This window comes from Kitasatospora sp. NPDC043949 (genome assembly GCF_056435365.1).
The window spans coordinates 1-20,754 of sequence record NZ_JBWKEQ010000053.1 but is presented as its reverse complement, the minus strand read 5'-3'; the positions used below and the strand labels follow the sequence as shown (position 1 = coordinate 20,754).

Here is a 20,754-nt window from a genome sequence, read left to right as displayed (position 1 = left end):
CGCTCAGCCCGCCGGTTCGGCCCCCCGGCCGCCGCTAGCGTCGGTCGCGCCGGTCACCCGACCGAGCCGGGCCGGCCGCCCGGACGTCCGCACGCACCCGCGCCCGGACCGCGGCCGACCGACGGCACCCCGGAGGTAACGCGCCATGACCACCCAGCCCAACCGCCGCCCAGGCCGCCGCAGGCGCAGCCGCAAGGGCGCGATCGTCGGGGCCTCGGCGGTCGCCGCCGCCCTGGTCGCGGGCGGTGTCGTCGTCCTCGCCTCCTCGGCCAGCGCCGCCTCGCTCGGCGCCGTCTACAGCCGGACCAGCAGCTGGGACTCCGGCTACACCGGCCAGTACCTGGTCACCAACCCGGACAGCGGCCCGATCGAGGACTGGACGCTCAGCTTCGACCTCCCGGCCGGGGCGAAGATCGACTCGCTCTGGAACGCCACCTTCACCGCCGCCGGCCAGCACGTCACCGTCAAGCCGGAGGCGTGGAGCAAGCGGCTGGAGCCGGGCAAGAGCGTGGTGGTCGGCTTCGTCGCCCAGGGCGCCGGCGCCGCGCAGGCCGAACCCGGCAACTGCCTGATCGACAACACCTCCTGCAAGGCCGGTGACGGCACCGCGCCCACCCCCTCGGGCCGCCCCACCACCACCGCGCCGACCAGTCCGGTGTCGACCGCTCCCAAGCCGACCGGGACCGGCACCGCCACCGCGGCCCCCTCCCCCACGGGGACCGCGGGTGCCACCCCCTCGGCGAAGCCGACCACCCCGGCGCCGACCCCCACCCCGACCGCCACCCCCACGGCGACCGGTGTGCCCGTACCCCCGGCCGGCGCCGGGGCCGGCTTCGCCCCGTACGTCGACACCTCGCTCTACCCGCCGTACGACCTGGTCGCCACCGCCAAGGCCACCGGGGTCAAGAACTACACCCTCGCCTTCGTGGTGTCCGGCGGCGGCTGCCAGCCCAAGTGGGGCGGCGTCAGCGACCTGTCCGCCGACGCGGTGGCCGCCCAGATCGGCGCCCTGCGGGCGATCGGCGGCGACGTCCGGGTCTCCTTCGGCGGCGCCAACGGCAGCGAGCTGGCCCTCGCCTGCGGCTCCACCGCAGACCTGGCCGCCGTCTACCAGAAGGCCGTCGACGCCTACGGCCTGACCAGGCTCGACTTCGACGTCGAGGGCGGCGCGATCGCCAACACCGCCGCCAACACCCGCCGCGCCCAGGCCATCGCCCAGCTGCAGAAGAACGCCGCCGCCAAGGGCAAGGCGCTCGACGTCTCCTTCACACTGCCCGCGCTGCCCTCCGGCCTGACCCAGGAGGGCGTCAACCTGGTCGCCGACGCCAAGAACAACGGCGTCGCGATCGGTGCGGTCAACATCATGGCCATGGACTTCGGCGACGGCGTCGCCCCGAACCCGCAGGGCCAGATGGGCAAGTACGCGATCGCCGCGGCCACCGCCACCCAGGCCCAGGTCAAGAGCGTGCTCGGACTGGACGACGCGGCCGCCTGGCGCAAGGTCGCCGTCACCCCGATGATCGGCGTCAACGACGTCGCCAGCGAGGTCTTCACCGTCGCCGACGCCAAGCAGCTCGCCGACTTCGCGGCGTCCAGGCACCTCGCGTGGCTGGCCATGTGGTCCGGCACCCGAGACAAGGCCTGCGACGGCGGGGCCAAGGCCTACGCCGATGCCAGCTGCAGCAGCGTCGTCCAGCAGCCGCTGGACTTCACCCGGGCCCTCGGCGCCTACACGGGCTGAGGCACGGGGCCGCTGAGGCCCTGAGCCCCTGGGGCCACTGAGGCCGCTGAGGCCGCTGAGGCCCTGAGCCTCCCCCCGGTGGCCTCGGCCGTCCGTGCTCCGCCCGCAACGGAGTACGGCCGGTCGGGGCCCATTCGTCACCCTGCGTGACTACCTGTGCCCAGGCCCGGTCGGCCCGCATCCGGTATCGTCGGCGATTGGTCGAGCGGTGGACGGAGTGGACTGGTGACAGCGGTGCAAGACGAGCGCAGCCCGGTGCGGACCGCACCCGACCCCGCGCCCGCCCCCCTGTCGGACCGGCTGCGGACCGTGCTCGGCGCCCCCGTCCGCGCGCTGCGCGAGGCCCCCCGTCGACCGTTGCTGGCCGCCTCGGCCCTGGCGCTCCTCTCCCTGGTCGTGTACGCGGTGGTCCGCCACTTCGTCAACACCTCGATGGTCGACATGATCGTCTACCGGGCCGAGGGTGCCGCCGTGGCCAACGGCACCGACCTGTACGCACTGCGCGTCACCGAGTGGAACCTGCCCGCGACCTACCCTCCGTTCGCGGCCATGCTGTTCGTGCCCACCACCTGGTTCCCGGTCCCGTTCCTCCGGGTGGCGATCACTCTCGGCAACCTCGGGCTGCTCGCCCTGTTGACCCACCTGTCCTTCAAGCTGGTCGGCTGGCCGCGCCGCGAACTGCGGCCGATCGGCGTCATCCTGGTGACCGGCCTCGGCGTCTGGCTCGAACCCGTCTTCACCACGCTCCGGTACGGCCAGATCAACCTCGCGCTCGCCTGCCTGATCCTCTGGGACCTCACCCGTTCGGACGCCCGCCGCAGCAAGGGCATGGCGATCGGCATCGCCGCCGGCCTCAAGCTCACCCCTGGCCTGTTCGCCGTCTACCTGCTGATCACCGGCCGGGTCCGGGCCGCCTTCGTGGCCGGCCTCACCTTCCTCGGCACCTTCCTGATCGGCGCCGTCGTCCTGCCCGACGCCACCTGGGGCTTCTGGACCAAGTACCTCTACGACTCCTCCCGGGTCGGCAAGACCGAGATCGTCGACAACCAGTCGCTGCGCGGCGCCCTCGCCCGGCTGCTGCACACCGCCGACCCCGGCACCCTCGCCACCCTCGCGGCCGGCCTGGTCGCGGTGGCCGGCCTCGCCGTCGCCGCCTGGGCCCACCGCAGCGCCCGCTGGCTGCCCCGGGCCGAGGCCTGGGGCGTCTGCTGCGCCGCCGTCACCGCCGTGCTGATCTCGCCGATCAGCTGGACCCACCACTGGGTCTGGTGCGTGCCGGTGCTCGTCCTGCTCGCCACCGAGGCCTCCGTCGAGCACGCCCGTCCGGTCGGCGTCCGCCGGTTGCGCTGGCGGGCCGCCTTCTGGGCGACACTGCTCGCGTTCCTCTCCTTCGCGATGTGGGCCGCCAAGCCGCTCGGGCCGGCCGTCCTCCACATGGCGCCGCTGCGCCAGCTGCCGACCTCGGTCTACCCGTGGGTCGGGCTCTGCTTCCTGCTCGCCGCCGCCATCCGGATAAGGGCCAGGCGACGCTCCGCCGGGGCACCGCTGGTCCGGCTGCCCGGACAGCGCGACGGCGGTGGCCCGGACGCCACCCGCGGCCGTCAGCAGGCCCCCGCGGCCCGCTGAGCCGGCGGGGGCGCGGCTCCCGTCGCGTCGCGCGGTCCCGGCAGGGTGCGTGCTGTGGCCGGCCGGTGCGTTCGCGGTCGTGCGCGTGCTGGTGGTCGTGCGCGTGCTCACGCAAGCAGGTCCGCGAGCGAGCCGTCCATGTCCAGCGCGGCCATCTCGCTGCCCGGCGGGACCAGCCGGTGGGCCCGCTCCAGCCAGGCCGCGACGACCGGCAGCGGTGCCTCCAGCAGGGCGTCGCCGGCCGGGGAGCTCAGCGCCAGGCAGAGCACGCTGCGCCGGCCCGAGCGGGTCGGCCAGATCCGCACGTCGCCCTGGCCGCACGGCCGGAAGGTGCCCTCGACCAGCAGCTCGCGGGCGAACACCCAGGTCACCGGGGAGCCGGTGTCCAGGTGGAAGGTGATGTGCACCGCGTACGGGTCGTGGCTGCCGTAGGACAGCCGGGCCGGGACGGGGACGCTGTGCTCGGGGGAGAGCACCAGGTTCAGCTCCAGTTCGTGCTCGACCACGCTGGTGGGGCGCTCCATGATCGTTTTCCTCTCGGCCTTGGGTTCCTGCCCGGTTCCGGGCCCGGTGACCTTTGAGAGGGCGGTCCACGCCGGCTCTTACACACGTTTCCGGGATTTCTTCGGGAAGTTCGACGAGGGGTGTGGTGAGGCGACGGGTGGTGAGGCGCGGGGTGGTGAGGCGACGGGTGGTGAGACGCGGGGTGGTGACCGGTGGGGACCGCGGCGCGCGGACGCCCGCCGCGCGCCGGGACGGTTCGGCCGCCCTTACCCCGGAGGGCCCTCCGCTGTCCGGTGATTGACCAACTTTCCGTCGGCACCTCGACGAGGCACTACCCTTTGTTACTGTCCGGCGACTGTCCGCCTACCGGCGGTGCCCCCCACCCACGCGCGCCGGACGGCTCGCGGGTGCGCCGGGCGGGCGTGCCGTGTCGGCCCCGCCAGGACCCGCCAGGAGAGAAGACCCCATGACGGACCGCCCCTTCGCCGGCGCCGGCGACTCGGCCGTCGGACCCGAGCCGGGTTACTACCCCGACCCCTCCATCCCCGGCTTCGTCCGGTACTGGGGCGGCTCGGCCTGGGTGCCGGGCACCAGCCGGCTCGCACCCGCCGAGGGCGAGGTGCTGGATCCGCCCCGGTTCGCGTCCCGGCGGCCCGCCGCCGGCGCGGCGGGGACGGCGCGGGCGGTGCCGCCACCGGCGGTGCCGGAGGCGGCCGTTCCGGAGGCGGCGTCCCCGGAGCCGTCCTGGGGCGGGACCGCGCACGGCGGGGGTGGGGGCGGGGACACCGGGCCGGTGTACTTCGACCAGACCGCGGGCGGGGCGAAGTTCGTCCTCGGGTCGCGGGTGGCGGAGGTGATCGGCGGGCCGGTGTTCCGGACGGTCGGGGAGCCGGAGGCGTCCGAGAACCCTGAGGTGTCCGGGATGGCTGGGGTGCCCGGGGTGGCTGGGGCGTCCGGGCCGGAGATGGCGGAAGTCGAGGTGCCGGTCTTCGGCGAGGCGGTCCTGGGCGAAGCGGTCCTGGGCGAAGCGGTCCTGGGCGAGCCGGTGGTCGAGGTTTCGGCGGTCGGGGGTGCGGCAGGCCAGGGCGAGGTGGAGGAGCTCGGCTGGCAGGCCGTTCCGCAGGCGCAGCGGGGGCTGATGGAGACGGGTGGCGAGCCGCACCGGGTCTCCTGGGGGGTGCTTTCGGGGGCGCCCGACGGGGAGGAGGGGCGCGTGAGGGAGGTCCGCGCTTCGGTTGCTGTTCCGGCCGGGGCTTCGGCCGGAAGGCCGGCCGCCGCTTCGGTCGGGGTGGAGGTGGCCGCCGCCTCCGGAGCGCCCGCGACCGTCCCGGCGGCGGTGGCGGTGCGGGAGGCGCCGTCGCCCGTTGCGTCGCCCGTCGCGGCGTCCGTTCCGGCGGCTGCGCGCGGGGCCGGGCGTGCCGTCGAGTCCGAGTCCGCGTCCGAGCCCGAGCCCGCCGTACCGGCCCCGGCCCCGGCCGCCGCCGGAGCGGTTCCGGTCCGGGCTCAGGGCCGACCCCCCGCGCCTGCCGCGCCCGCCGGGTCGCTGCCGGTCGTGCGCCCGGCCCGGGAGGCCGTCGCGCGGCGCCGACCCGCCCCGGCCGCGCCTGCCCCCACCGTGCCCGCCTCCGTGACGCCCGCCGGACTCGGACGTCGGCTGGCCGCGCGCGCCGTGGACACCGTCGTACTCCTCGTGGTCGCCGTCGCCGCCGGAATCCCGCTCGGCCGCTCGGCGTCCGAGCACCTCCAGCAGAAGCTCGATCAGGCCAGGATGGCCAGTTCCCTCACCCGGCGCCAGGTCCAGGTCTGGCTGGTGGACGACGTGGTGCTGGGGAAGGTCGCGGTCCTGCTCGGCATCCTGCTCTTCGTCAGCCTGCTCTACGAGGTGCTGCCGACCGCCCGTACCGGCCAGACCTTCGGCAAACGGCTGGCCCGGATCCGGGTGGCGGACGCCGCCGCCCCCGGCGCCCGGACCAGGTTGAGCCTCGGCCGCTCGCTGCTCCGGTGGGCAGTGAGGCAGCTCGGCCTGCTGCTGCTCGTCGGCCTGGTCTGGCCCGTGTTCGACCGCCCGGCCCGGCGCGGCTGGCAGGACCGGGCCGCCCGCACCCGGGTGGTCCGCGACTGAGGCCTCCCGGCGTGGCGGTCGGCTCCCGGCGCGGAGGCATCATCCGGAGCGGAGGCGTCGTCCGGCCCTGGCGGCAAAACGGACATAATGTCCCAAACGGCGAGAATGTGTGATGTTCTACTCGACGGATGAGCACTCACGACCCCTCAGGCTCCCAGCCGGAGGGGGGCGGCCAGCCCTCCTTCGACAAGCAGTCCCCGCAGCCGGGCGGCGGCACGCCGGAAGACCGGCCGTCGGACCCGAACCCGCCGCCCGCCCCGCCGCCCGCCGACGGCCCGTCCGACGGCACCTCCGACACCCCGTCCGACGGCCCCGGCGCGTACGGCGGCACCTACGGCGGCCCGACCGGCGGCCAGAGCCCGCCCGGTGGCAGCCCCTACGGCCAGAACCCCTACGACCAGCCCCCGCCCGGCTACGGAACCCCCGGCTACGGAACCCCCGGCTACGGAACCCCCGGCGCCGGGCCCGTCCCCGGCATGCCGCCGATCGGCAGCTGGCCCAGGCGCATCCTCGCCCGCCTGATCGACTACCTCCTCGTCCAGGCCGTCGCCGTGATCGTGGTGGCCCCCTTCGCCGACTTCGGCAACCGCTCCGGCGAGGTCGGCGCGTTCTGGCTCGGCTGCGGCATCTACCTCCTCTACGAGGGCCTGATGCTCGGCCGGGACGGCCAGACCCTCGGCAAGAAGGCGATGCACGTCCGCGTCGCCATGCTGATCGACGGCAACAAGCCCACCCAGGGCGCCGCCTGGACCCGCGCGGCCGTCTACATCCTCCCGGCCGTGATCTGCTGCGCCGCCTTCTGGTGGATCATCGACGGGATGTTCGGCGTCTTCGACAAGCCCTACCGACAGTGCATCCACGACAAGGCCGCGAAGACCGTGGTGGTCACCACCGACTGACCGGCCGAGCGGGCTGCGACGCCCGGCGGCGGACTGGCGTTGCTAGCGCTGCCGGGCGTACTCGTGTCCGGCCGGGGCCGGGGAGGCCGCTCCCGCCCTCGCCGCCGACCGGCCGGACACGGCGAGCGACAACACCGTCACCACGGTGCCGAGCGCCAGGGCGAACCCCTCCAGCACCGCGACCTCCAGGACGCCCGAGGCGCCCGAAACGGCCAGCAGCGCCACAGTGGCGGCGACGACGGTGAACGAGCCGAGGCAGTACTGGGCGGCGGACGGACGAGGCATGGCGGGGGGTCCTTCGCACGTCGGGGGGAACGAGCGGGAATGGCGCCGGTCCCAGAAGTACTGCCCGGCAAGGGAGTTCGGTAAGTCCAGGCTAACCCGCCGGACCGGGAGCACGGGGGGCGCACAGGCTCACCCCGGGGTCGTCCGCCCCTCGGTACGGTGAACCCGACCGCGCCCGCCCCACCCACCCGGGGGAACACCCGTGCCCATCCCCGCCGACTGGCCCACCACCGAAGCCCAGGCACTCGCCGAACAGGAACGCCTGCGCCCCCTCGTCCAGACCCATGACTCCGACGACCCCGACGGTTCCGGCTCAGGTTCCGGTTCCGGCTCCGGCGGTGGCGGGGTCGGGCGGCTCATCGCCGGCGTCGACGTCGCCTACGACGACGAACACGACCTCGTCGCCGCCGCAGCCGTCCTCCTCGACCACGACACCCTCGCCGTCGTCGAACAGTCCACCGCCGTCGGCCGCATCCCCTTCCCCTACACCCCCGGACTGCTCGCCTTCCGCGAACTCCCCGCCGTCCTCGACGCCCTCGCCGCCCTCACCCGCACCCCCGACACCGTCGTCTGCGACGGCTACGGCCTCGCCCACCCCCGCCGCCTCGGCCTCGCCAGCCACCTCGGCGTCCTCACCGGCCTGCGCACCCTCGGCGTCGCCAAAACCCCCTTCACCTTCCACCACCACGACCCCGACACCCCCCGCGGCTCCACCACCCCGCTCACCGACCCCGCCACCGGCGAAGAAGTCGGGCGCGCCCTCCGCACCCGGCCCGGCGTCAAACCCGTCTACGTCTCCATCGGCCACCGCATCAGCCTCGACACCGCCGTCCGCACCACCCTCCAACTCGCCCCCCACTACCGGCTCCCCGAAACCACCCGGCACGCCGACTCCCTCTGCCGCCGCGCCCTCGCCGACGCCCTCCACGCGAGGACGCCTGCGAACTGACCAGGTACCAGGCGGAATTCGGGCCCCGTGTGTTAGACATGAGACACCGGGGCCCAACCCCGGCAGCGACCCACGGACGCACGGGGGAGGCGCCGAAATGGCAACAGGAACCGGTACGACCGGAGGTGCCGGCCGGGGCTACCGCGTCGAGGTCGAACAACTCCGCGCCTTCGCCGCCCAAGTCCGGCTCCTCCTCGCCGAATTCCAGCACCACGCCGACGGCACCGGCACCCACGGGCGCAGCGGCATCGGCAGGACCGCCTTCGGCACCTTCGCCGAAGCCACCGAGATCCACAACCGCTACAACACCATGCGCGACGGCCTGCGCGACGTCCTCAACCAACTCCAACAAGCCGTCGGCGAAGCCCAGAAGAACGCCGAACTCACCGCCACCACCTACGAAGAACACGACCAGCACACCGCGAAGAAACTCAAACTCGGCGACGACGGCTGGTCCGTCGCCGACCCCTCCGCCAGCAGCAAGGCCGCCTACGAGCACACCGTCGCCCCACCCGCCCCCTGACCCCCGGCCACCACCGGCCGAGCCCGAACGGAGGCGACCCCCCCATGGCCTACACCGACTTCACCACCTACAGCCACGCCCAACTCCGCACCATGGCCCAGGCCCTCAACCCCGGCGAAGTCATGGCCGCCGGCGACCCCTGGCGCCACGCCGCCGACACCCTCAAGGCCATCCGCGCCACCCTCACCCGCGCCAGCACCGAAGCCGCCGTCACCTGGGAAGGCGCCACCAGCGACGCCTTCCACACCCGCATGCTCCACCTCGCCGACAGCATCAACAACGCCGCCTCCTACGCCAACGACGCGGCCAACACCCTCCACAACATGTCCGAGGCCATCGCCAAGGCCAAGCGCGACATGCCCGAGGAACCCAGCACCTGGGAAAAGGTCAAGGACACCGTCGGCGACGGCGTCTCCTCCGTCTTCGGCGGCGACGACGAACACATCCCCGTCGCCGACCGCCGAAAAGCCGAAGCCGCCACCGTCATGCAAACCCTCGCCATGCACTACCGCATCGCCACCCCCACCCTGAAGCCGCCACCGAACCTGCCAACGCTGCAGAAGTCGGGTGAGACGCGCGACGTGACACCACAGGACGATCCGGCCGGGGCGGCGGCGGTGGCGAGCGCGATGATGTCGGGAACCTCGATCGGCGTCGTGGGAACATCAGGGCGGGTGACGACCAGCCCACCACCGCAGGGTCCGAAGTCCTCCGGATCGGCGATGCCAGCCCGCTCCACGTCGAGGAGTGCGTCTGTTCCGACCGATTCGGGGATCAAGGGCGGCGCGGCGCAGACTCCGCCGAAGCCCCTGGGCTCGGTGAACCACGGCCCGGGTGCAGGCATCGCCGACACGCCGGCGGTCATCCCCAACAGGACTGTGGCCACCACCGCCCTCCCGGGAACTCACGTGTCCGGGGCGGGTGTTGTGCCGCCTGGTGGTGCTGCGGGCGGCCTCCTGGGAAGCAATGGCGGGCAGGGGATCTCCAATCCCGCAGGCCCGGCGGCTGGTCTACCGGTCGGCCCCGGCATCGGCCAGGCCAAGGTCGGATTCGGCGGTCGGGAACTCCCGGGCGGTGACAATCCGGCGGGCGGCCGTGGACCGGGTGGGGGCATCGGAGGTCGAGGTGGCTCCGGTGCCCGGCCGATGGGTGGGTCTACAGGCCGACCTGGTGGGATCGTCGGTGGGACCGCAGGGCCGGTCGAGGGCATGCGCGGCAAGCAGGCGTTCACGGAAGGCGGTTCCGGCCTGGGAGTCCGGAACCGGCCCAGGGGCGAACCCGGTGCTGGCGGCCCTGGCGGTATGGCCCCCGGCCTGCCGCCCACCGGCGCGCAACGGCACGATAAGGGCCGGGAGAAGGGCCGTCGGAGGCCCGACTACCTCGTTGAGGACGAGGAGACCTGGGCGTCGGACAAGCCGGCCAATCCGAACGTGGTGGAATGAGCCCGGTCCTGAAGCGGACGGGTGATCTGATCGCGTCCCGCGGATCGGTGATCTGCGGGACGCCTCGCTGAGTGGGGTGACCAGGCTTGACGAGCCGCCGGTTGGCGCGTGGTACAGCGGCCCTTGCCGCCGGGGCATTGATCTGGAGTGTCGCGACACCGACGGCATCGGCGGATCAGATCAGAGACAAGCAATGGGCCCTGAAGGCCTTCGAGGCCGAGACGAAAGTCTGGACTGTCAACCAGGGCGAGGGCGTGATCGTCGGAGTGGTCGACAGTGGGGTCAACCCGGACCACCAGGACCTCACCGGACAGGTGCTTGCGGGGGGTGACTTCTCCGGTACGAACACGGACGGTCGTACCGACGGCGACGGCCATGGCACCGGGATGGCGAGCCTGATCGCAGGGCACGGGCACGGTGCACAGGCGGGGGTCATGGGCTTGGCGCCGAAGGCGAAGATCCTGCCGGTGAAGGTGCGGACCGACGGCGGGAATCAGGACGTCCAGCAGAACGGCCTCGCCGAGGCGATCCGCTTTGCCGTGGACCACGGTGCGAAGGTCGTCAACATGTCGGTCGGGGGGACGTCGAGGTTCGACTCCCCGGCACGTGAAGCCGTCAACTACGCGGTCTCCAAGGACGTCGTGCTGGTCGCCGCCACCGGGAACAACGGCGACAGCCTGAGCGGTGTCCAGTACCCGGCGGCCTTTCCCGGAGTGGTGGCGGTAGCGGCTGTGGACTCCACGGGCAGAGTTTGGGACCGCTCGACGCCGGGTGCCGAAACGACACTCGCCGCGCCCGGTGTGGAGATCTACCAGGCCACGGCCAAGTCCTCGTCGAGCTACGGCGTGGGCAACGGCACCTCGGATGCCACCGCCTACGTCTCCGCCACCGCCGCGTTGATCCGGGCGAAGTATCCGGAGCTTTCGGCGGGGCAGGTGATCAATCGGATGATCAGGACTGCCACGCCGCCGCAGGACGGGTCGGCGGTGCCGGGGAGCAGGTACGGCTTCGGGGTGCTGGCGCCGGCGAAGGCGTTGGAGGCCGATCCGGGGGTGGACGGCGGGTCTCGGGAGAATCCGTTGGTGGGGCGGGCGGAGTCGCGGGGGGCTGCGGGGGACGGGGTGACGGAGCCGCCGGGTGGCGAGGCCGTGGTGCCTGCGGCTGGGGCCGGCGGGGGCGGCGGGGGCGGCTGGTTCGGGGTCGGGGTTGCGGTGGGGGTGGCGTTGTGGGGGGTGCTGGTCGGCGGGGTGGTGGCGGTCGTGGTGTGGGTGGTGCGGGTGCGGCGGCGCAGGGGTGCGGGTGGCTGAGGGCTGCGGGCGGGGTGGCAGCATTTTGGTGGCGGTTGGCGTCCTTGCCGCTGGTGGGGCGGGTGGTGGGGTGGCCATGCTGGGGTCATGAGTGCTTCTGAGCGTGGCGTGGATCCGGTGGGTGTGGTCGTGCCGGACGGCAAGGACTGGACGTGGGTGTTGGAACGCCCGTGTCCGGATTGTGGGCTGGACGTTCCGGCGGTGGTGCGGGAGGACGTCGCGGGGATGGTCCGGGCCAATGCGGAGGCCTGGGTGGCGTTGTTGGCCGGGGCCGAGGAGGGTTTGCGTCGGCGGCCGCGGCCGGGGGTGTGGTCGGGGCTGGAGTACGCGTGCCATGTCCGGGACGTGTTCCGGCTGTTCCGGGTCCGGTTGGACCTGATGCTGGCCGAGGACGACCCGCTGTTCCCGAACTGGGACCAGGACGAGACGGCGGTCGCCGAGCGGTACGGGGAGCAGGTGCCGGCGGTGGTGGCCGGGGAACTGGCGGCGGCCGCGGAGGCGCTGGCGGCGGCGTTCGGGCGGGTGGCGGGCGAGCAGTGGGGGCGGACCGGGGGCCGTAGTGACGGGGCACGGTTCACGGTGGAGTCGTTCGCCCGTTATCTGATCCACGACCCGGTGCATCACTTGTTCGACGTGACGGGTGAGCGGGTCTGAGGGGGCTCACCAGCCGGAGGCCTCCCACAGCATGGTGCGCCGGAGCCGGCCGGCGACGCTGGCGGTGTCGGTGCCGATGACGTCGGCGATCTCGGGGGCGGCGAGGCCGACGACGTAGTGCAGGATCGCCAGGTCGTCGTCGGCGGGGTGGCGGTCCGGTGCGGCGGGCACGTGCCGGGTGTGGTCGGCGACGGTGCTGCGCAGGATCTGCCAGGCGTTCGCGGTGGGGTTGGAGCTTCCCAGCAACTCGCGCCATTGGACGGCGATTTCGGCGAACGCCTGTTGGACGGCGGTGGCCGCGCTGCTGTGCTCGGTCAGCCACACCCGGGCGTAGCTGAGGTACCGGGGGCGGTGGAGTTCGCAGAAGGCGGCGAACTCCAGTGGTACGTCCTCCGGTTCACCGGGCCTCGGGGGCGGCTCGGCGGAACTCGCGTGACGGTTGGTCATCTCGGCTTCTCGGAAAGGGAGATGGGTGGCTGACGGTCGATCATCTGCGCTCACTCTACGATATGCCCTCGGTGCGCTGGGTTACCAATCGGATTGAATGCCCGGAACCCGCCGCCGCTCGGCCGGTTCCGGTGTCGACCGGTGGGGCGTGGTGGTGCGGCGGTGGTGGGGCGGCCGGGCGGGGGATCGGTGGGGGAGGGTGGCGCAGTGGTGCGGGGGGTGTAGTTGCGAGCGCGTCGCGGCTGGTCAGGGGGTGCAGAAGGGCCGTGGTTGCAGGACGGTTGATGTGCCACCGTAGGGCTTATGGAGGCTGGCGTCCACGCCCACGGCGCGAAGCTGCGGCCGCACAACCGTCCGCGCAACCACACCTTCGGTCGCGCCCGTTCCGGCGTGGCGTGACGGGCCGGGTGGACTCCGACGTGCATGTCTCCACCGGGGGCGCGCAGCCCGGGTGCGGGCGGTGGGTGCGGACGGTGGATGCGCGCGGTGGATGCGAGGTGGACGCGCTGCGCGCCGAGGTGGGCGTGGCAGCAGGGGTGGTGGGTGGGCGGTGCGCTCGCCGTGGCGGCGGCGCACCGGGTGGCCGAGGGGGCGGAGCAGGCGCTGATCCGGACGGTCCCGCGCCTGCTGGCCGCCACCGTGCACGTCGGCCACGCCTCGGCGGCCTGGGGCCGTCCGGCCCGGGGGTCGAGGCGCGGGTGGGGTGGTCTGCCGTCAGGACTGCGGTCGGGCCTCCGTCGGGGAGAGGCGGTCGTCGACGGCGCTGCTCCGTTCGACCTGGGCGGGGAAGGACTCGATGGCCAGCCGCCGGGCGAGTTGGGCGGCGGTGGCGGCTGCGACCGCAGTCGCCGCAGCGGCCTCGGTGGCAGCCTCCTCGCGTTCGCACCGGTGCGCGGCGCCGCTGGGGTGCCCGGCGGTGGCAGGGTGTGCGGTGCCGGTGGGGTGTCCGGTGGCGGGGTGTCCGCCGGCGGTTCGTCGGCGGCGGCCGAGCGCGGTGCGGGCGGCGTGTTCCTCGGCCGCCTGTCTCGCGGCCAGGTAGGCCTGGACGGCGGCCATGCCGTAGACCGGCTGGATGAGCTGGTGGCCTTTGAAGAAGGGTCTGGCCGGGGCGAACCCGGCGGCGACCACGAGGTCGCGGATCTCGGCTATCTCGGCCTCGCTGCGGGCGGTGAAGCGGACCTCCCAGCCCTTCTTGTACGTATGGCCCTGTTCGCCGCTGCGGCGGGCCGGGTCCGGGCGGCGGACGTATCCGGGCAGACGGCCAAGGCGGAGCTGGGCCGCGCGGAGGCCGGCGGTCTCGTCACGTGACATGACGCAAGCCTAGGCAATTCCCGGGGCGGGTTTGACGCCTGAAGGGTCTCCCGGCGTATGCCTTTGGTCACTCTGGGTCAGGCGGCCTGGTGGGCGATCGGGTTCGATCAGATATGACAACCTGACGACCGTCAATTACTCCGATTGAGTGAGGGTATGGGGACTTTAGTGCGAGCTGATCCCGGTTTCGCGACGGTTGGGTAACAGTGCGTCAGGTGGCCGGTGGCGGGTCGGAGCGGTTGGGGATGGTGTCCGCATGAGCTACCGGATTCCCACGCCGCCGCCGTCCCTGGAGGAGCTGGCGAAGCGTCAACAGAACGTCGTCACCGCGAGCCAGTTGCGCGCCCGGGGCGTGCCGGCCCGGGTCATCACCGAGCACTGCCGTCGCGGCGGGCCCTGGCGGCGGCTGCTGCCCCGGGTGTACCTGCTGCAGTCCGACGGGCCGACCCCGGAGCAGCGGATGTGGGCCGCCCTGCTGTACGCGGCGCAGAACGGTCGCGAGGAGGGCCGCCGCGAGGGCGCGGTGATCACCGGTGCGGCCGCGCTCGCGCTGTACGGATTCGCCGCGGTGCCCCGGCTGCCGGCGGTGACCGGGGTGGACGTCCTGGTGCCCCGCCAGCGTCGGCTGAAGGACGCCGGGGAGGTGCGGATCCGGCGCACCGAAAGGGAGTTGGTGGCCCGCTCGGTGCACGGCCTGGCCTGCGCGCCGGTCGCCCGGGCGGTCGCGGACGCGCTGTGCGAGTGGACCGCGGAGGAGGGTGGCACCCCGGTGCCGGTGCGGGCGCTGCTGCGCGAGGCCGTCTCGCGGCCCGACGGCCCGTGCACCGTACGGGAGTTGGCGTCCGAGCTGACCGATTCCGGGCTGACCGGCGAGCCCCGGGTGCGCGCGGCCCTGGACGAACTGCTGGCCGGTGAGCGGGACTTCGTCCTGGAGCGGGTCGGCGAACTGGTGGACGAGTGCCTGCTGCCCGTCCCGCTGGTCGGCCCCGAGCTGCGGATGCGCGGCGGCACGTACATCGCCGTCCCGGACCTCTACTGGCCGGAGCAGGGCGTCGCCGTGGAGGTGGACTCGGACCTGCGCTGCGTCAGCGAGGGCGAGGCCGCCTGGGTGCGCGGCGGCCAGCACCGGATGGAGTACCTGGGGATCCGGGTGGTGTACGTCTCCGGCGCCCGGCTCGCGGCCGACCGGGACGCGGTCGGCGCCGAACTGCGCGAGGCCCACCGGGTGGGCGGTTCGGACGTGGTGGAGTTGATGGTCGGTTAGCTCCGGGCCGGATCCGTCCGCCCCCGGATCCGGGGCCGCGCCCGAGCCGCGCCCGGGGCCGCTCCCGAACCGGAGCCGGTGCTACGCCCGAACCACCGGGGCGCCGACCAACTCGACCCCGGCGGCCCGCAGTTCGGCGAGCGCGGCGGTGGTGGTCGCCGGCGCGACCCCGGCGGTGAGGTCGAGCAGGACGCGGGTGGTGAAGCCGGCCCGGGCGGCGTCCAGGGCGGTGGCCCGGACGCAGTGGTCGGTGGCGATGCCGACCACGTCGATCTCGTCGACCTGCCGTTCGCTCAGCCACTCCACCAGACCGCGGTTGTTCTCGTCCAGCCCCTCGAAACCGCTGTACGCCGCCGAGTAGGCGCCCTTGTCGAAGACCGCCTCGACCGCACCGGAGATGACGGACGGGGCGAAGTTGGGGTGGAAGCCCACGCCTTCGGTGCCGGCCACGCAGTGCACCGGCCAGCTGGTGACGTAGTCGGGCTCGGTGGAGAAGTGGTCGCCCGGGTCGATGTGGTGGTCGCGGGTGGCGAGGATGTGCTGGTAGCCGGGGGAGGACTCGGCGATCAGGTCGGTGATGGCGGCGGCCACCTCGGCGCCGCCGGCGACGGCCAGACTGCCGCCCTCGCAGAAGTCGTTCTGCACGTCGACGACGATCAGTGCCCGGTGCATGGCTCGCATCCTCGGATGTGGGGGGCGGCCGTGGTGGCGCCCTGGTGGGGGGAGCCCTCGGGAGTACTCGGCCCGCGGCGGGGCTCGGGGGTTCTCGGGGAGCTCCGGGGGAACTCTACGGCTGACTCTAGGGAGTGGCGTGCGGGGGCGGAAGGCCTGGGGCGGACCCCGGGCCGGCGCCCGGCGCGAACCGGCGAACCGCGGCGAACCGCGGTGAACCGGTGAACCGGCGGACCGGCGGACGGCCCCGGGGTCGTCCGCCGGTCCGCGCGGGTCGGCCGGGGCGGGGTCAGAGCACGAGTTCGGTCGGCAGCACCGGGTCGCCCTTGGAGAGCTGGGTGGCCGACAGCGGCAGTGCGGCCCGGGCCCGGATGTGCCGTTCGCGCGCGGCGGTGAGCGGTTCGCGGCCGACGGCCCGGCCGGCCCGCACCAGCGGCACCTGCATCAGGTGCGGCTCCAGGTCGGCGGGGACCGCTCCGGTGCCGACCACCTCGGCCTCGGCGACGCCGTCGGCGTCGGGCCGGCGGGCGGCCCACTTGCGGCCGCCGATGCTGGTCTTGCCGCCGGCCGCGCGCTTGGCCACCGGCACCAGCGGCCCGTCCGCGCTCTCGGCGCGGGCGACCAGCTTGTAGACCATCGCGCAGGTCGGGTGGCCGCTGCCGGTGACCAGGCTGGTGCCGACGCCGTAGCCGTCCACCGGGGCGGCGGCGAGCGCGGCGATGGCGTACTCGTCGAGGTCGGAGGTGACGATGATCCGGGTCTTCGTGGCGCCGAGGTCGTCCAGCTGGCGGCGGACCCGGTGGGCCAGCAGGGTGAGGTCGCCGGAGTCGATCCGGACGGCGCCCAGTTCGGGGCCGGCCACCTCGACGGCGGTGCGGACGGCCTCGCGCAGGTCGAAGGTGTCGACCAGGAGCGTGGTGCCCTTGCCCATGGAGGCGATCTGCGCGCGGAAGGCGTCCCGCTCGCTGTCGTGGACGAGGGTGAAGGCGTGGGCGGCGGTGCCGGTGGTCGGGATGCCGTGGGTGAAGCCGGCCTCCAGGTCGGAGGTGGCGGCGAAGCCGGCGACGTACGCGGCCCGGGCGGCGGCGACGGCGGCCTGCTCGTGGGCGCGCCGGGCGCCCATCTCGATCACCGGGCGGCCGCCGGCCGAGGCGGTCATCCGGGAGGCGGCGGCCGCGATCGCGGAGTCGTGGTTGAGGATCGAGAGGATCACCGTCTCCAGGATCACCGCCTCGGCGAAGCTGCCCTCGACGGTGAGCAGCGGCGAGCCGGGGAAGTAGACCTCGCCCTCGGGGTAGCCGTGGATGTCGCCGGCGAAGCGGTAGTCGGCGAGGTAGCGCAGGGTGTCGTCGTCGACCACGCCCTGGCCGGCCAGCCAGTCGAGCTGCGGGGTGGTGAAGCGGAAGTCCTCGATGGCGTCGAGCACCCGGCCGGTGCCGGCCATGACGCCGTAGCGGCGGCCGCTGGGCAGGCGGCGGGTGAACACCTCGAACACGGAGCGGCGGTGCGCGGCCCCGCTGCGCAGGGCGGCCTGCAGCATGGTGAGCTCGTAGCGGTCGGTGAGGAGCGCGGTCGAACCGGCCGCGCGCACTGAAGTGGCGTCCATGCGGATGATGCTACTACCACTTAGCGTCAGAGTGACGATTTCTCGTGCTGCGAGCCGGGCCGGAATCGCCCGGGGATCCCCCGGATGGCAGCATGGGGCTGAAGAGGCGTGGACGGACTGCGCAGCGAGGAGGATCCGGCGGTGAGTGTCGCGCCCGTGGAGATCGAGCGCCCGGAGGTCGAAGGACTACCGGTGGTGGAGCCGGACACGCCCTGGGTGACCATCGTGCACAACGACCCGGTGAACCTGATGAGCTACGTCCAGTACGTCTTCCAGGCCTACTTCGGCTACCCGAAGGACAAGGCCAGGAAGCTGATGATGGAGGTGCACACCAAGGGCCGGACGGTGGTCTCCAGCGGCTCCCGCGAGGAGATGGAGCGCGACGTCCAGGCGATGCACGGCTACGGCCTCTGGGCGACGCTGCAACACGACTGACCGCGGCACGACTGACCGCCGCACGACTGACCGCAGTGCGACCGGCGCAGTGCGGACCGCGGCGCGACCGGCCGCGGAGCCGGTACCCCACCCGAGACGACGAAGACGGGCTGACCGATAGACATGGCTGGGTTGTTCGAGAGTGCCGGCGGCGGGAGCGCGGCGATCGCGCTGGACGAGGTGGAGGCCTCCATCCTGCGCTCCCTGGAGGTGGGGATCCTGCAGCTGATCGGGCCCGGCCCGGGCGGGGACGGCGGCGATCCGCTGGCCGCGCTGTTCGCCGAGGGCCCGACCGAGGCGCCGGCCAACCCGATGCTCGCCCGGCTCTTCCCGGACGCCTACGGCGACCCGGCCGGGCCGGAGAACGAGGAGAGCCGGGCCGCCTCGGGCGAGTTCCGCCGCTACACCGAGGTGGACCTGCGGACCCGTAAGCGCGAGGACGCCCTGCACGTCGTCCGGATGCTCGACCGGCTCGGCGGTGAGGGCGGGGTGGTCAAGCTGGACCCCGCCGACGGCCTGCGCTGGCTGGGCGCGCTCAACGACCTGCGGCTGACCCTGGGCGTCCAGCTGGAGGTCAGCGAGGACGACGAGGAGCTCTACGAGCTGCCGGACGAGGACGACCGCAAGCCGCTGGTGATGGCGTACGTCTGGCTGGGGGCGCTCCAGGAGACGCTCCTGGAGGCGATCGCGGACTGATCGTGCCCGCTTCCGGGCAGGCCCCGGTCGATTCGTCCAATATGTGGACGGACGGCCGGGGCATTTCTCTTTAAATCGGGCAAAACATAGCAGGTCATGCTCAAATAACGCTCAGATGAACACCGCTATCCGAACCCTGCGTGGTACGACTTCTCCACCCCACGAGACCCACCCAGGACGGTGCACCATGGCCGAGCAGCTGTACGACGACGTGGTCGACGCGAAACCGGACGAGGAGGGCTATCACCGGGGGCTGGGAAGCCGCCAGATCCAGATGATCGCGATCGGCGGTGCCATCGGCACCGGACTCTTCCTCGGCGCGGGCACCGCGATCTCCCGGTCCGGCCCGAGCCTGATCCTCTCCTACGCCGTCGCCGGCGTGGCGATCTTCGTGATCATGCGCGCCCTCGGCGAACTCCTCACCTACCGCCCGGTCTCCGGCAGCTTCGCCGAGTACGCACGCGAGTTCCTCGGCCCCTTCGCCGGCTACGTGACCGGCTGGACGTACTGGCTGTTCTGGGTGGTCACCGGCATGGCGGAGACCACCGCCGCCGCCGTGTACGTGAGGTTCTGGGCGCCCGACATCCCGCAGTGGGCCAGTGCACTGACCTTCCTGGTGATCCTCTACGCGGCCAACCTGATCTCGGTGAAGCTGTTCGGCGAGATCGAGTTCTGGTTCTCGATGGTCAAGGTCACCGCCATCATCGGCATGATCCTGATCGGCATCGGGGTGCTCACCCTCGGCTTCAGCAAGGCCGGTGACACCGCGTCGATCACCCACCTGTGGCAGGACGGCGGCTTCTTCCCCAAGGGCATCGGCGCCACCGTGATGACGCTGCAGATCGTCATGTTCGCCTACCTGGGCGTCGAACTCGTCGGCGTCACCGCCGGGGAGAGCGAGAACCCCGAGAAGACCCTGCCGCGCGCCATCAACACCCTGCCCTGGCGCATCATGCTGTTCTACATCGGCGCGCTGGTGATCATCCTCTCGCTCGTGCCGTGGACCGAGTTCCAGCCCGGCGTCAGCCCGTTCGTGGCCGCCTTCGGCAAGATCGGCATCCCGGCCGCGGCCGGCATCATCAACTTCGTGGTGCTCACCGCCGCGCTCTCCTCCTGCAACTCCGGCATGTACTCCACCGGCCGGATGCTGCGCGACCTCGCCCTGCGCGGCCAGGCCCCGGGGCAGCTCACCAAGCTCAACACCCACCGCACCCCGGCCTTCGCGATCACCCTCTCCTGCCTGCTGATGGGCGTCGGCGTGGTGCTCAACTACCTCGTCCCGGCCAAGGCGTTCGAGTACATCACCTCCGTCGCCACCGTCTGCGGCCTGTGGACCTGGGCGGTGATCCTGATCTGCCAGATCCGCTACCGCAAGGCCTGGCGGGCCGGCCACCTGCCGCCGCCCACCTTCAAGGCGCCCGGCGGCGCCTGGACCAGCTGGACCGCGCTCGCCTTCCTCGCCCTGGTCGTGGTGCTGATCGCGTTCGACGCGGACAACCGGATCTCGCTGTACGTCTTCCCGGGCTGGGCCGTCCTGCTGGTGATCGGCTACCAGGTGCTCAAGCGCCGCAACCCGAGGGCCGCCCACGGCGTCGCCCACGACCACCTGCACGTGCGCAACGGCGGCTGAACCGCCGGGACCTGGCCGCCGCGCCCAGGTGGCGGACACCCGGTGACCGCGCTCCGGACGCCCCGGCGGACACCCGCCGGGGCGTGGCTATCCTGACCGCATGCTGACCATCACCCGAGAACTCCGCGACCGGATCGTGGCCCACGCCCGCGCCGACCACCCGGACGAGGCCTGCGGCGTGGTCGCCGGACCGGCCGGCAGCGGACGGCCCGAGCGGTTCGTCCCGATGCTCAACGCGGCCCGCTCGCCCACCTTCTACGAGTTCGACTCGGGCGACCTGCTCAAGCTCTACCGCGAGATGGACGACCGCGACGAGGATCCGGTGATCGTCTACCACTCGCACACCGCCACCGAGGCCTACCCCTCGCGCACCGACGTGAGCTACGCCTCCGAGCCGTTCGCCCACTACGTCCTGGTCTCCACCGCCGACGGCAATGGCGAGGACGACCCGTTCCAGTTCCGCTCGTTCCGCATCGTGGACGGCGAGATCACAGAGGAAGACGTCCAGGTCGTCGAGGCCCACCCGGCCTGACCAGCACCCACCTGGGCGCGGGGGGGGGGGGGGGGGGGGGGGGGGGGGGGGGGGGGGGGGGGGGGGGGGGGGGGGGGGGGGGGGGGGGGGGGGGGGGGGGGGGGGGGGG

Annotated in this window: 20 protein-coding genes; 14 read left to right on the top strand and 6 right to left on the bottom strand. The window is 73.2% G+C overall.

Translation table 11 applies throughout. The features are described 5' to 3' along the window. The first annotated feature begins 145 nt into the window (after positions 1–145). Positions 146–1,741, top strand: coding sequence for a glycoside hydrolase family 18 protein (locus AC07AL_RS31750; RefSeq protein WP_478319082.1), 1,596 nt, complete (start codon positions 146–148; stop codon positions 1,739–1,741). A gap of 225 nt (positions 1,742–1,966) precedes the next feature. Then, positions 1,967–3,367, top strand: a complete 1,401-nt coding sequence (locus tag AC07AL_RS31745; RefSeq protein WP_363587195.1) for a glycosyltransferase 87 family protein — start codon at positions 1,967–1,969, stop codon at positions 3,365–3,367. Positions 3,368–3,474: 107 nt separating this feature from the next. Here AC07AL_RS31745 and AC07AL_RS31740 read toward each other — a convergent pair whose 3' ends face one another. After that, entirely contained in the window at positions 3,475–3,891 is a 417-nt protein-coding gene (locus AC07AL_RS31740; RefSeq protein ID WP_063349195.1) for an SsgA family sporulation/cell division regulator, read from the bottom strand. A gap of 446 nt (positions 3,892–4,337) precedes the next feature. Between AC07AL_RS31740 and AC07AL_RS31735 the strand changes: the two genes are divergently transcribed. Further along, a complete protein-coding gene (locus AC07AL_RS31735) occupies positions 4,338–5,993 on the top strand; it encodes an RDD family protein (RefSeq protein ID WP_478319081.1) in 1,656 nt (551 codons plus the stop codon). Between the two features lie 128 nt (positions 5,994–6,121). Next, positions 6,122–6,892 (top strand): RDD family protein, encoded by a 771-nt coding sequence (locus AC07AL_RS31730; protein ID WP_400986682.1) that lies wholly within the window; start codon positions 6,122–6,124, stop codon positions 6,890–6,892. 42 nt (positions 6,893–6,934) lie between these two features. On the opposite strand, the gene AC07AL_RS31725 is transcribed toward AC07AL_RS31730, so the two are convergent. Then, positions 6,935–7,177, bottom strand: a complete 243-nt coding sequence (locus tag AC07AL_RS31725; protein ID WP_363587192.1) for a hypothetical protein — start codon at positions 7,175–7,177, stop codon at positions 6,935–6,937. 202 nt (positions 7,178–7,379) lie between these two features. Here AC07AL_RS31725 and AC07AL_RS31720 point away from each other — a divergent pair, with 202 nt between their 5' ends. The 5 genes from AC07AL_RS31720 to AC07AL_RS31700 all read left to right on the top strand — a co-directional run bounded on the left by AC07AL_RS31720 (position 7,380) and on the right by AC07AL_RS31700 (position 12,052). Continuing rightward, the gene (locus AC07AL_RS31720; protein WP_363587191.1) at positions 7,380–8,126 is read left to right on the top strand and encodes an endonuclease V; all 747 of its coding nucleotides are present in this window, start codon (positions 7,380–7,382) and stop codon (positions 8,124–8,126) included. 97 nt (positions 8,127–8,223) lie between these two features. Then, positions 8,224–8,649 carry a hypothetical protein gene (locus tag AC07AL_RS31715; RefSeq protein WP_478319079.1) on the top strand — a complete coding sequence of 142 codons (426 nt, stop codon included), beginning with the start codon at positions 8,224–8,226 and terminating at the stop codon, positions 8,647–8,649. A gap of 44 nt (positions 8,650–8,693) precedes the next feature. Then, entirely contained in the window at positions 8,694–10,091 is a 1,398-nt protein-coding gene (locus AC07AL_RS31710) for a WXG100 family type VII secretion target (RefSeq protein ID WP_478319078.1), read from the top strand. A gap of 86 nt (positions 10,092–10,177) precedes the next feature. Continuing rightward, on the top strand, positions 10,178–11,398 hold the full coding sequence (locus AC07AL_RS31705) for a S8 family serine peptidase (RefSeq protein ID WP_478319077.1): 1,221 nt from the start codon (positions 10,178–10,180) through the stop codon (positions 11,396–11,398). 87 nt (positions 11,399–11,485) lie between these two features. Beyond that, entirely contained in the window at positions 11,486–12,052 is a 567-nt protein-coding gene (locus AC07AL_RS31700; protein ID WP_363587187.1) for a DinB family protein, read from the top strand. Positions 12,053–12,058: 6 nt separating this feature from the next. On the opposite strand, the gene AC07AL_RS31695 is transcribed toward AC07AL_RS31700, so the two are convergent. Together AC07AL_RS31695 and AC07AL_RS31690 are read right to left on the bottom strand one after the other, a co-directional pair. Then, entirely contained in the window at positions 12,059–12,499 is a 441-nt protein-coding gene (locus AC07AL_RS31695) for an RNA polymerase sigma factor (protein ID WP_063349204.1), read from the bottom strand. Positions 12,500–13,213: 714 nt separating this feature from the next. Next, a complete protein-coding gene (locus AC07AL_RS31690) occupies positions 13,214–13,810 on the bottom strand; it encodes a hypothetical protein (protein ID WP_400810298.1) in 597 nt (198 codons plus the stop codon). 256 nt (positions 13,811–14,066) lie between these two features. On the opposite strand from AC07AL_RS31690, the gene AC07AL_RS31685 reads away from it, so the two are divergent. Further along, a complete protein-coding gene (locus AC07AL_RS31685; RefSeq protein ID WP_363620079.1) occupies positions 14,067–15,074 on the top strand; it encodes a hypothetical protein in 1,008 nt (335 codons plus the stop codon). A gap of 81 nt (positions 15,075–15,155) precedes the next feature. Here the strand turns inward: AC07AL_RS31685 and AC07AL_RS31680 are convergent, their stop codons facing one another. After that, a complete protein-coding gene (locus tag AC07AL_RS31680) occupies positions 15,156–15,746 on the bottom strand; it encodes an isochorismatase family protein (protein WP_363587184.1) in 591 nt (196 codons plus the stop codon). Between the two features lie 289 nt (positions 15,747–16,035). Continuing rightward, on the bottom strand, positions 16,036–17,352 hold the full coding sequence (locus AC07AL_RS31675; RefSeq protein WP_363628114.1) for a nicotinate phosphoribosyltransferase: 1,317 nt from the start codon (positions 17,350–17,352) through the stop codon (positions 16,036–16,038). A gap of 141 nt (positions 17,353–17,493) precedes the next feature. Here AC07AL_RS31675 and clpS point away from each other — a divergent pair, with 141 nt between their 5' ends. The 4 genes from clpS (at position 17,494) to AC07AL_RS31655 (ending at position 20,645) form a co-directional block, all read left to right on the top strand. Continuing rightward, positions 17,494–17,787 (top strand): ATP-dependent Clp protease adapter ClpS, encoded by a 294-nt coding sequence (clpS, locus tag AC07AL_RS31670; protein ID WP_063351371.1) that lies wholly within the window; start codon positions 17,494–17,496, stop codon positions 17,785–17,787. Between the two features lie 123 nt (positions 17,788–17,910). Beyond that, positions 17,911–18,483, top strand: coding sequence for a DUF2017 domain-containing protein (locus AC07AL_RS31665; protein ID WP_363620073.1), 573 nt, complete (start codon positions 17,911–17,913; stop codon positions 18,481–18,483). Positions 18,484–18,670: 187 nt separating this feature from the next. Next, positions 18,671–20,113 carry an amino acid permease gene (locus AC07AL_RS31660; protein WP_478319076.1) on the top strand — a complete coding sequence of 481 codons (1,443 nt, stop codon included), beginning with the start codon at positions 18,671–18,673 and terminating at the stop codon, positions 20,111–20,113. A gap of 100 nt (positions 20,114–20,213) precedes the next feature. After that, on the top strand, positions 20,214–20,645 hold the full coding sequence (locus AC07AL_RS31655; RefSeq protein WP_478319075.1) for a M67 family metallopeptidase: 432 nt from the start codon (positions 20,214–20,216) through the stop codon (positions 20,643–20,645). Positions 20,646–20,754 lie beyond the last annotated feature (109 nt).

Excerpts from the sequence above, each read along its gene's own strand:
- AC07AL_RS31750 (WP_478319082.1), top strand. The coding sequence starts at position 146 with ATGACCACCCAGCCCAACCGCCGCCCAGGCCGCCGCAGGCGCAGCCGC.
- AC07AL_RS31740 (WP_063349195.1), bottom strand. The coding sequence starts at position 3,891 with ATGGAGCGCCCCACCAGCGTGGTCGAGCACGAACTGGAGCTGAACCTG.
- AC07AL_RS31735 (WP_478319081.1), top strand. The coding sequence starts at position 4,338 with ATGACGGACCGCCCCTTCGCCGGCGCCGGCGACTCGGCCGTCGGACCC.
- AC07AL_RS31730 (WP_400986682.1), top strand. The coding sequence starts at position 6,122 with ATGAGCACTCACGACCCCTCAGGCTCCCAGCCGGAGGGGGGCGGCCAG.
- AC07AL_RS31725 (WP_363587192.1), bottom strand. The coding sequence starts at position 7,177 with ATGCCTCGTCCGTCCGCCGCCCAGTACTGCCTCGGCTCGTTCACCGTC.
- AC07AL_RS31715 (WP_478319079.1), top strand. The coding sequence starts at position 8,224 with ATGGCAACAGGAACCGGTACGACCGGAGGTGCCGGCCGGGGCTACCGC.
- AC07AL_RS31710 (WP_478319078.1), top strand. The coding sequence starts at position 8,694 with ATGGCCTACACCGACTTCACCACCTACAGCCACGCCCAACTCCGCACC.
- AC07AL_RS31700 (WP_363587187.1), top strand. The coding sequence starts at position 11,486 with ATGAGTGCTTCTGAGCGTGGCGTGGATCCGGTGGGTGTGGTCGTGCCG.
- AC07AL_RS31695 (WP_063349204.1), bottom strand. The coding sequence starts at position 12,499 with ATGACCAACCGTCACGCGAGTTCCGCCGAGCCGCCCCCGAGGCCCGGT.
- AC07AL_RS31690 (WP_400810298.1), bottom strand. The coding sequence starts at position 13,810 with ATGTCACGTGACGAGACCGCCGGCCTCCGCGCGGCCCAGCTCCGCCTT.
- AC07AL_RS31685 (WP_363620079.1), top strand. The coding sequence starts at position 14,067 with ATGAGCTACCGGATTCCCACGCCGCCGCCGTCCCTGGAGGAGCTGGCG.
- AC07AL_RS31680 (WP_363587184.1), bottom strand. The coding sequence starts at position 15,746 with ATGCACCGGGCACTGATCGTCGTCGACGTGCAGAACGACTTCTGCGAG.
- AC07AL_RS31675 (WP_363628114.1), bottom strand. The coding sequence starts at position 17,352 with ATGGACGCCACTTCAGTGCGCGCGGCCGGTTCGACCGCGCTCCTCACC.
- AC07AL_RS31665 (WP_363620073.1), top strand. The coding sequence starts at position 17,911 with ATGGCTGGGTTGTTCGAGAGTGCCGGCGGCGGGAGCGCGGCGATCGCG.
- AC07AL_RS31660 (WP_478319076.1), top strand. The coding sequence starts at position 18,671 with ATGGCCGAGCAGCTGTACGACGACGTGGTCGACGCGAAACCGGACGAG.
- AC07AL_RS31655 (WP_478319075.1), top strand. The coding sequence starts at position 20,214 with ATGCTGACCATCACCCGAGAACTCCGCGACCGGATCGTGGCCCACGCC.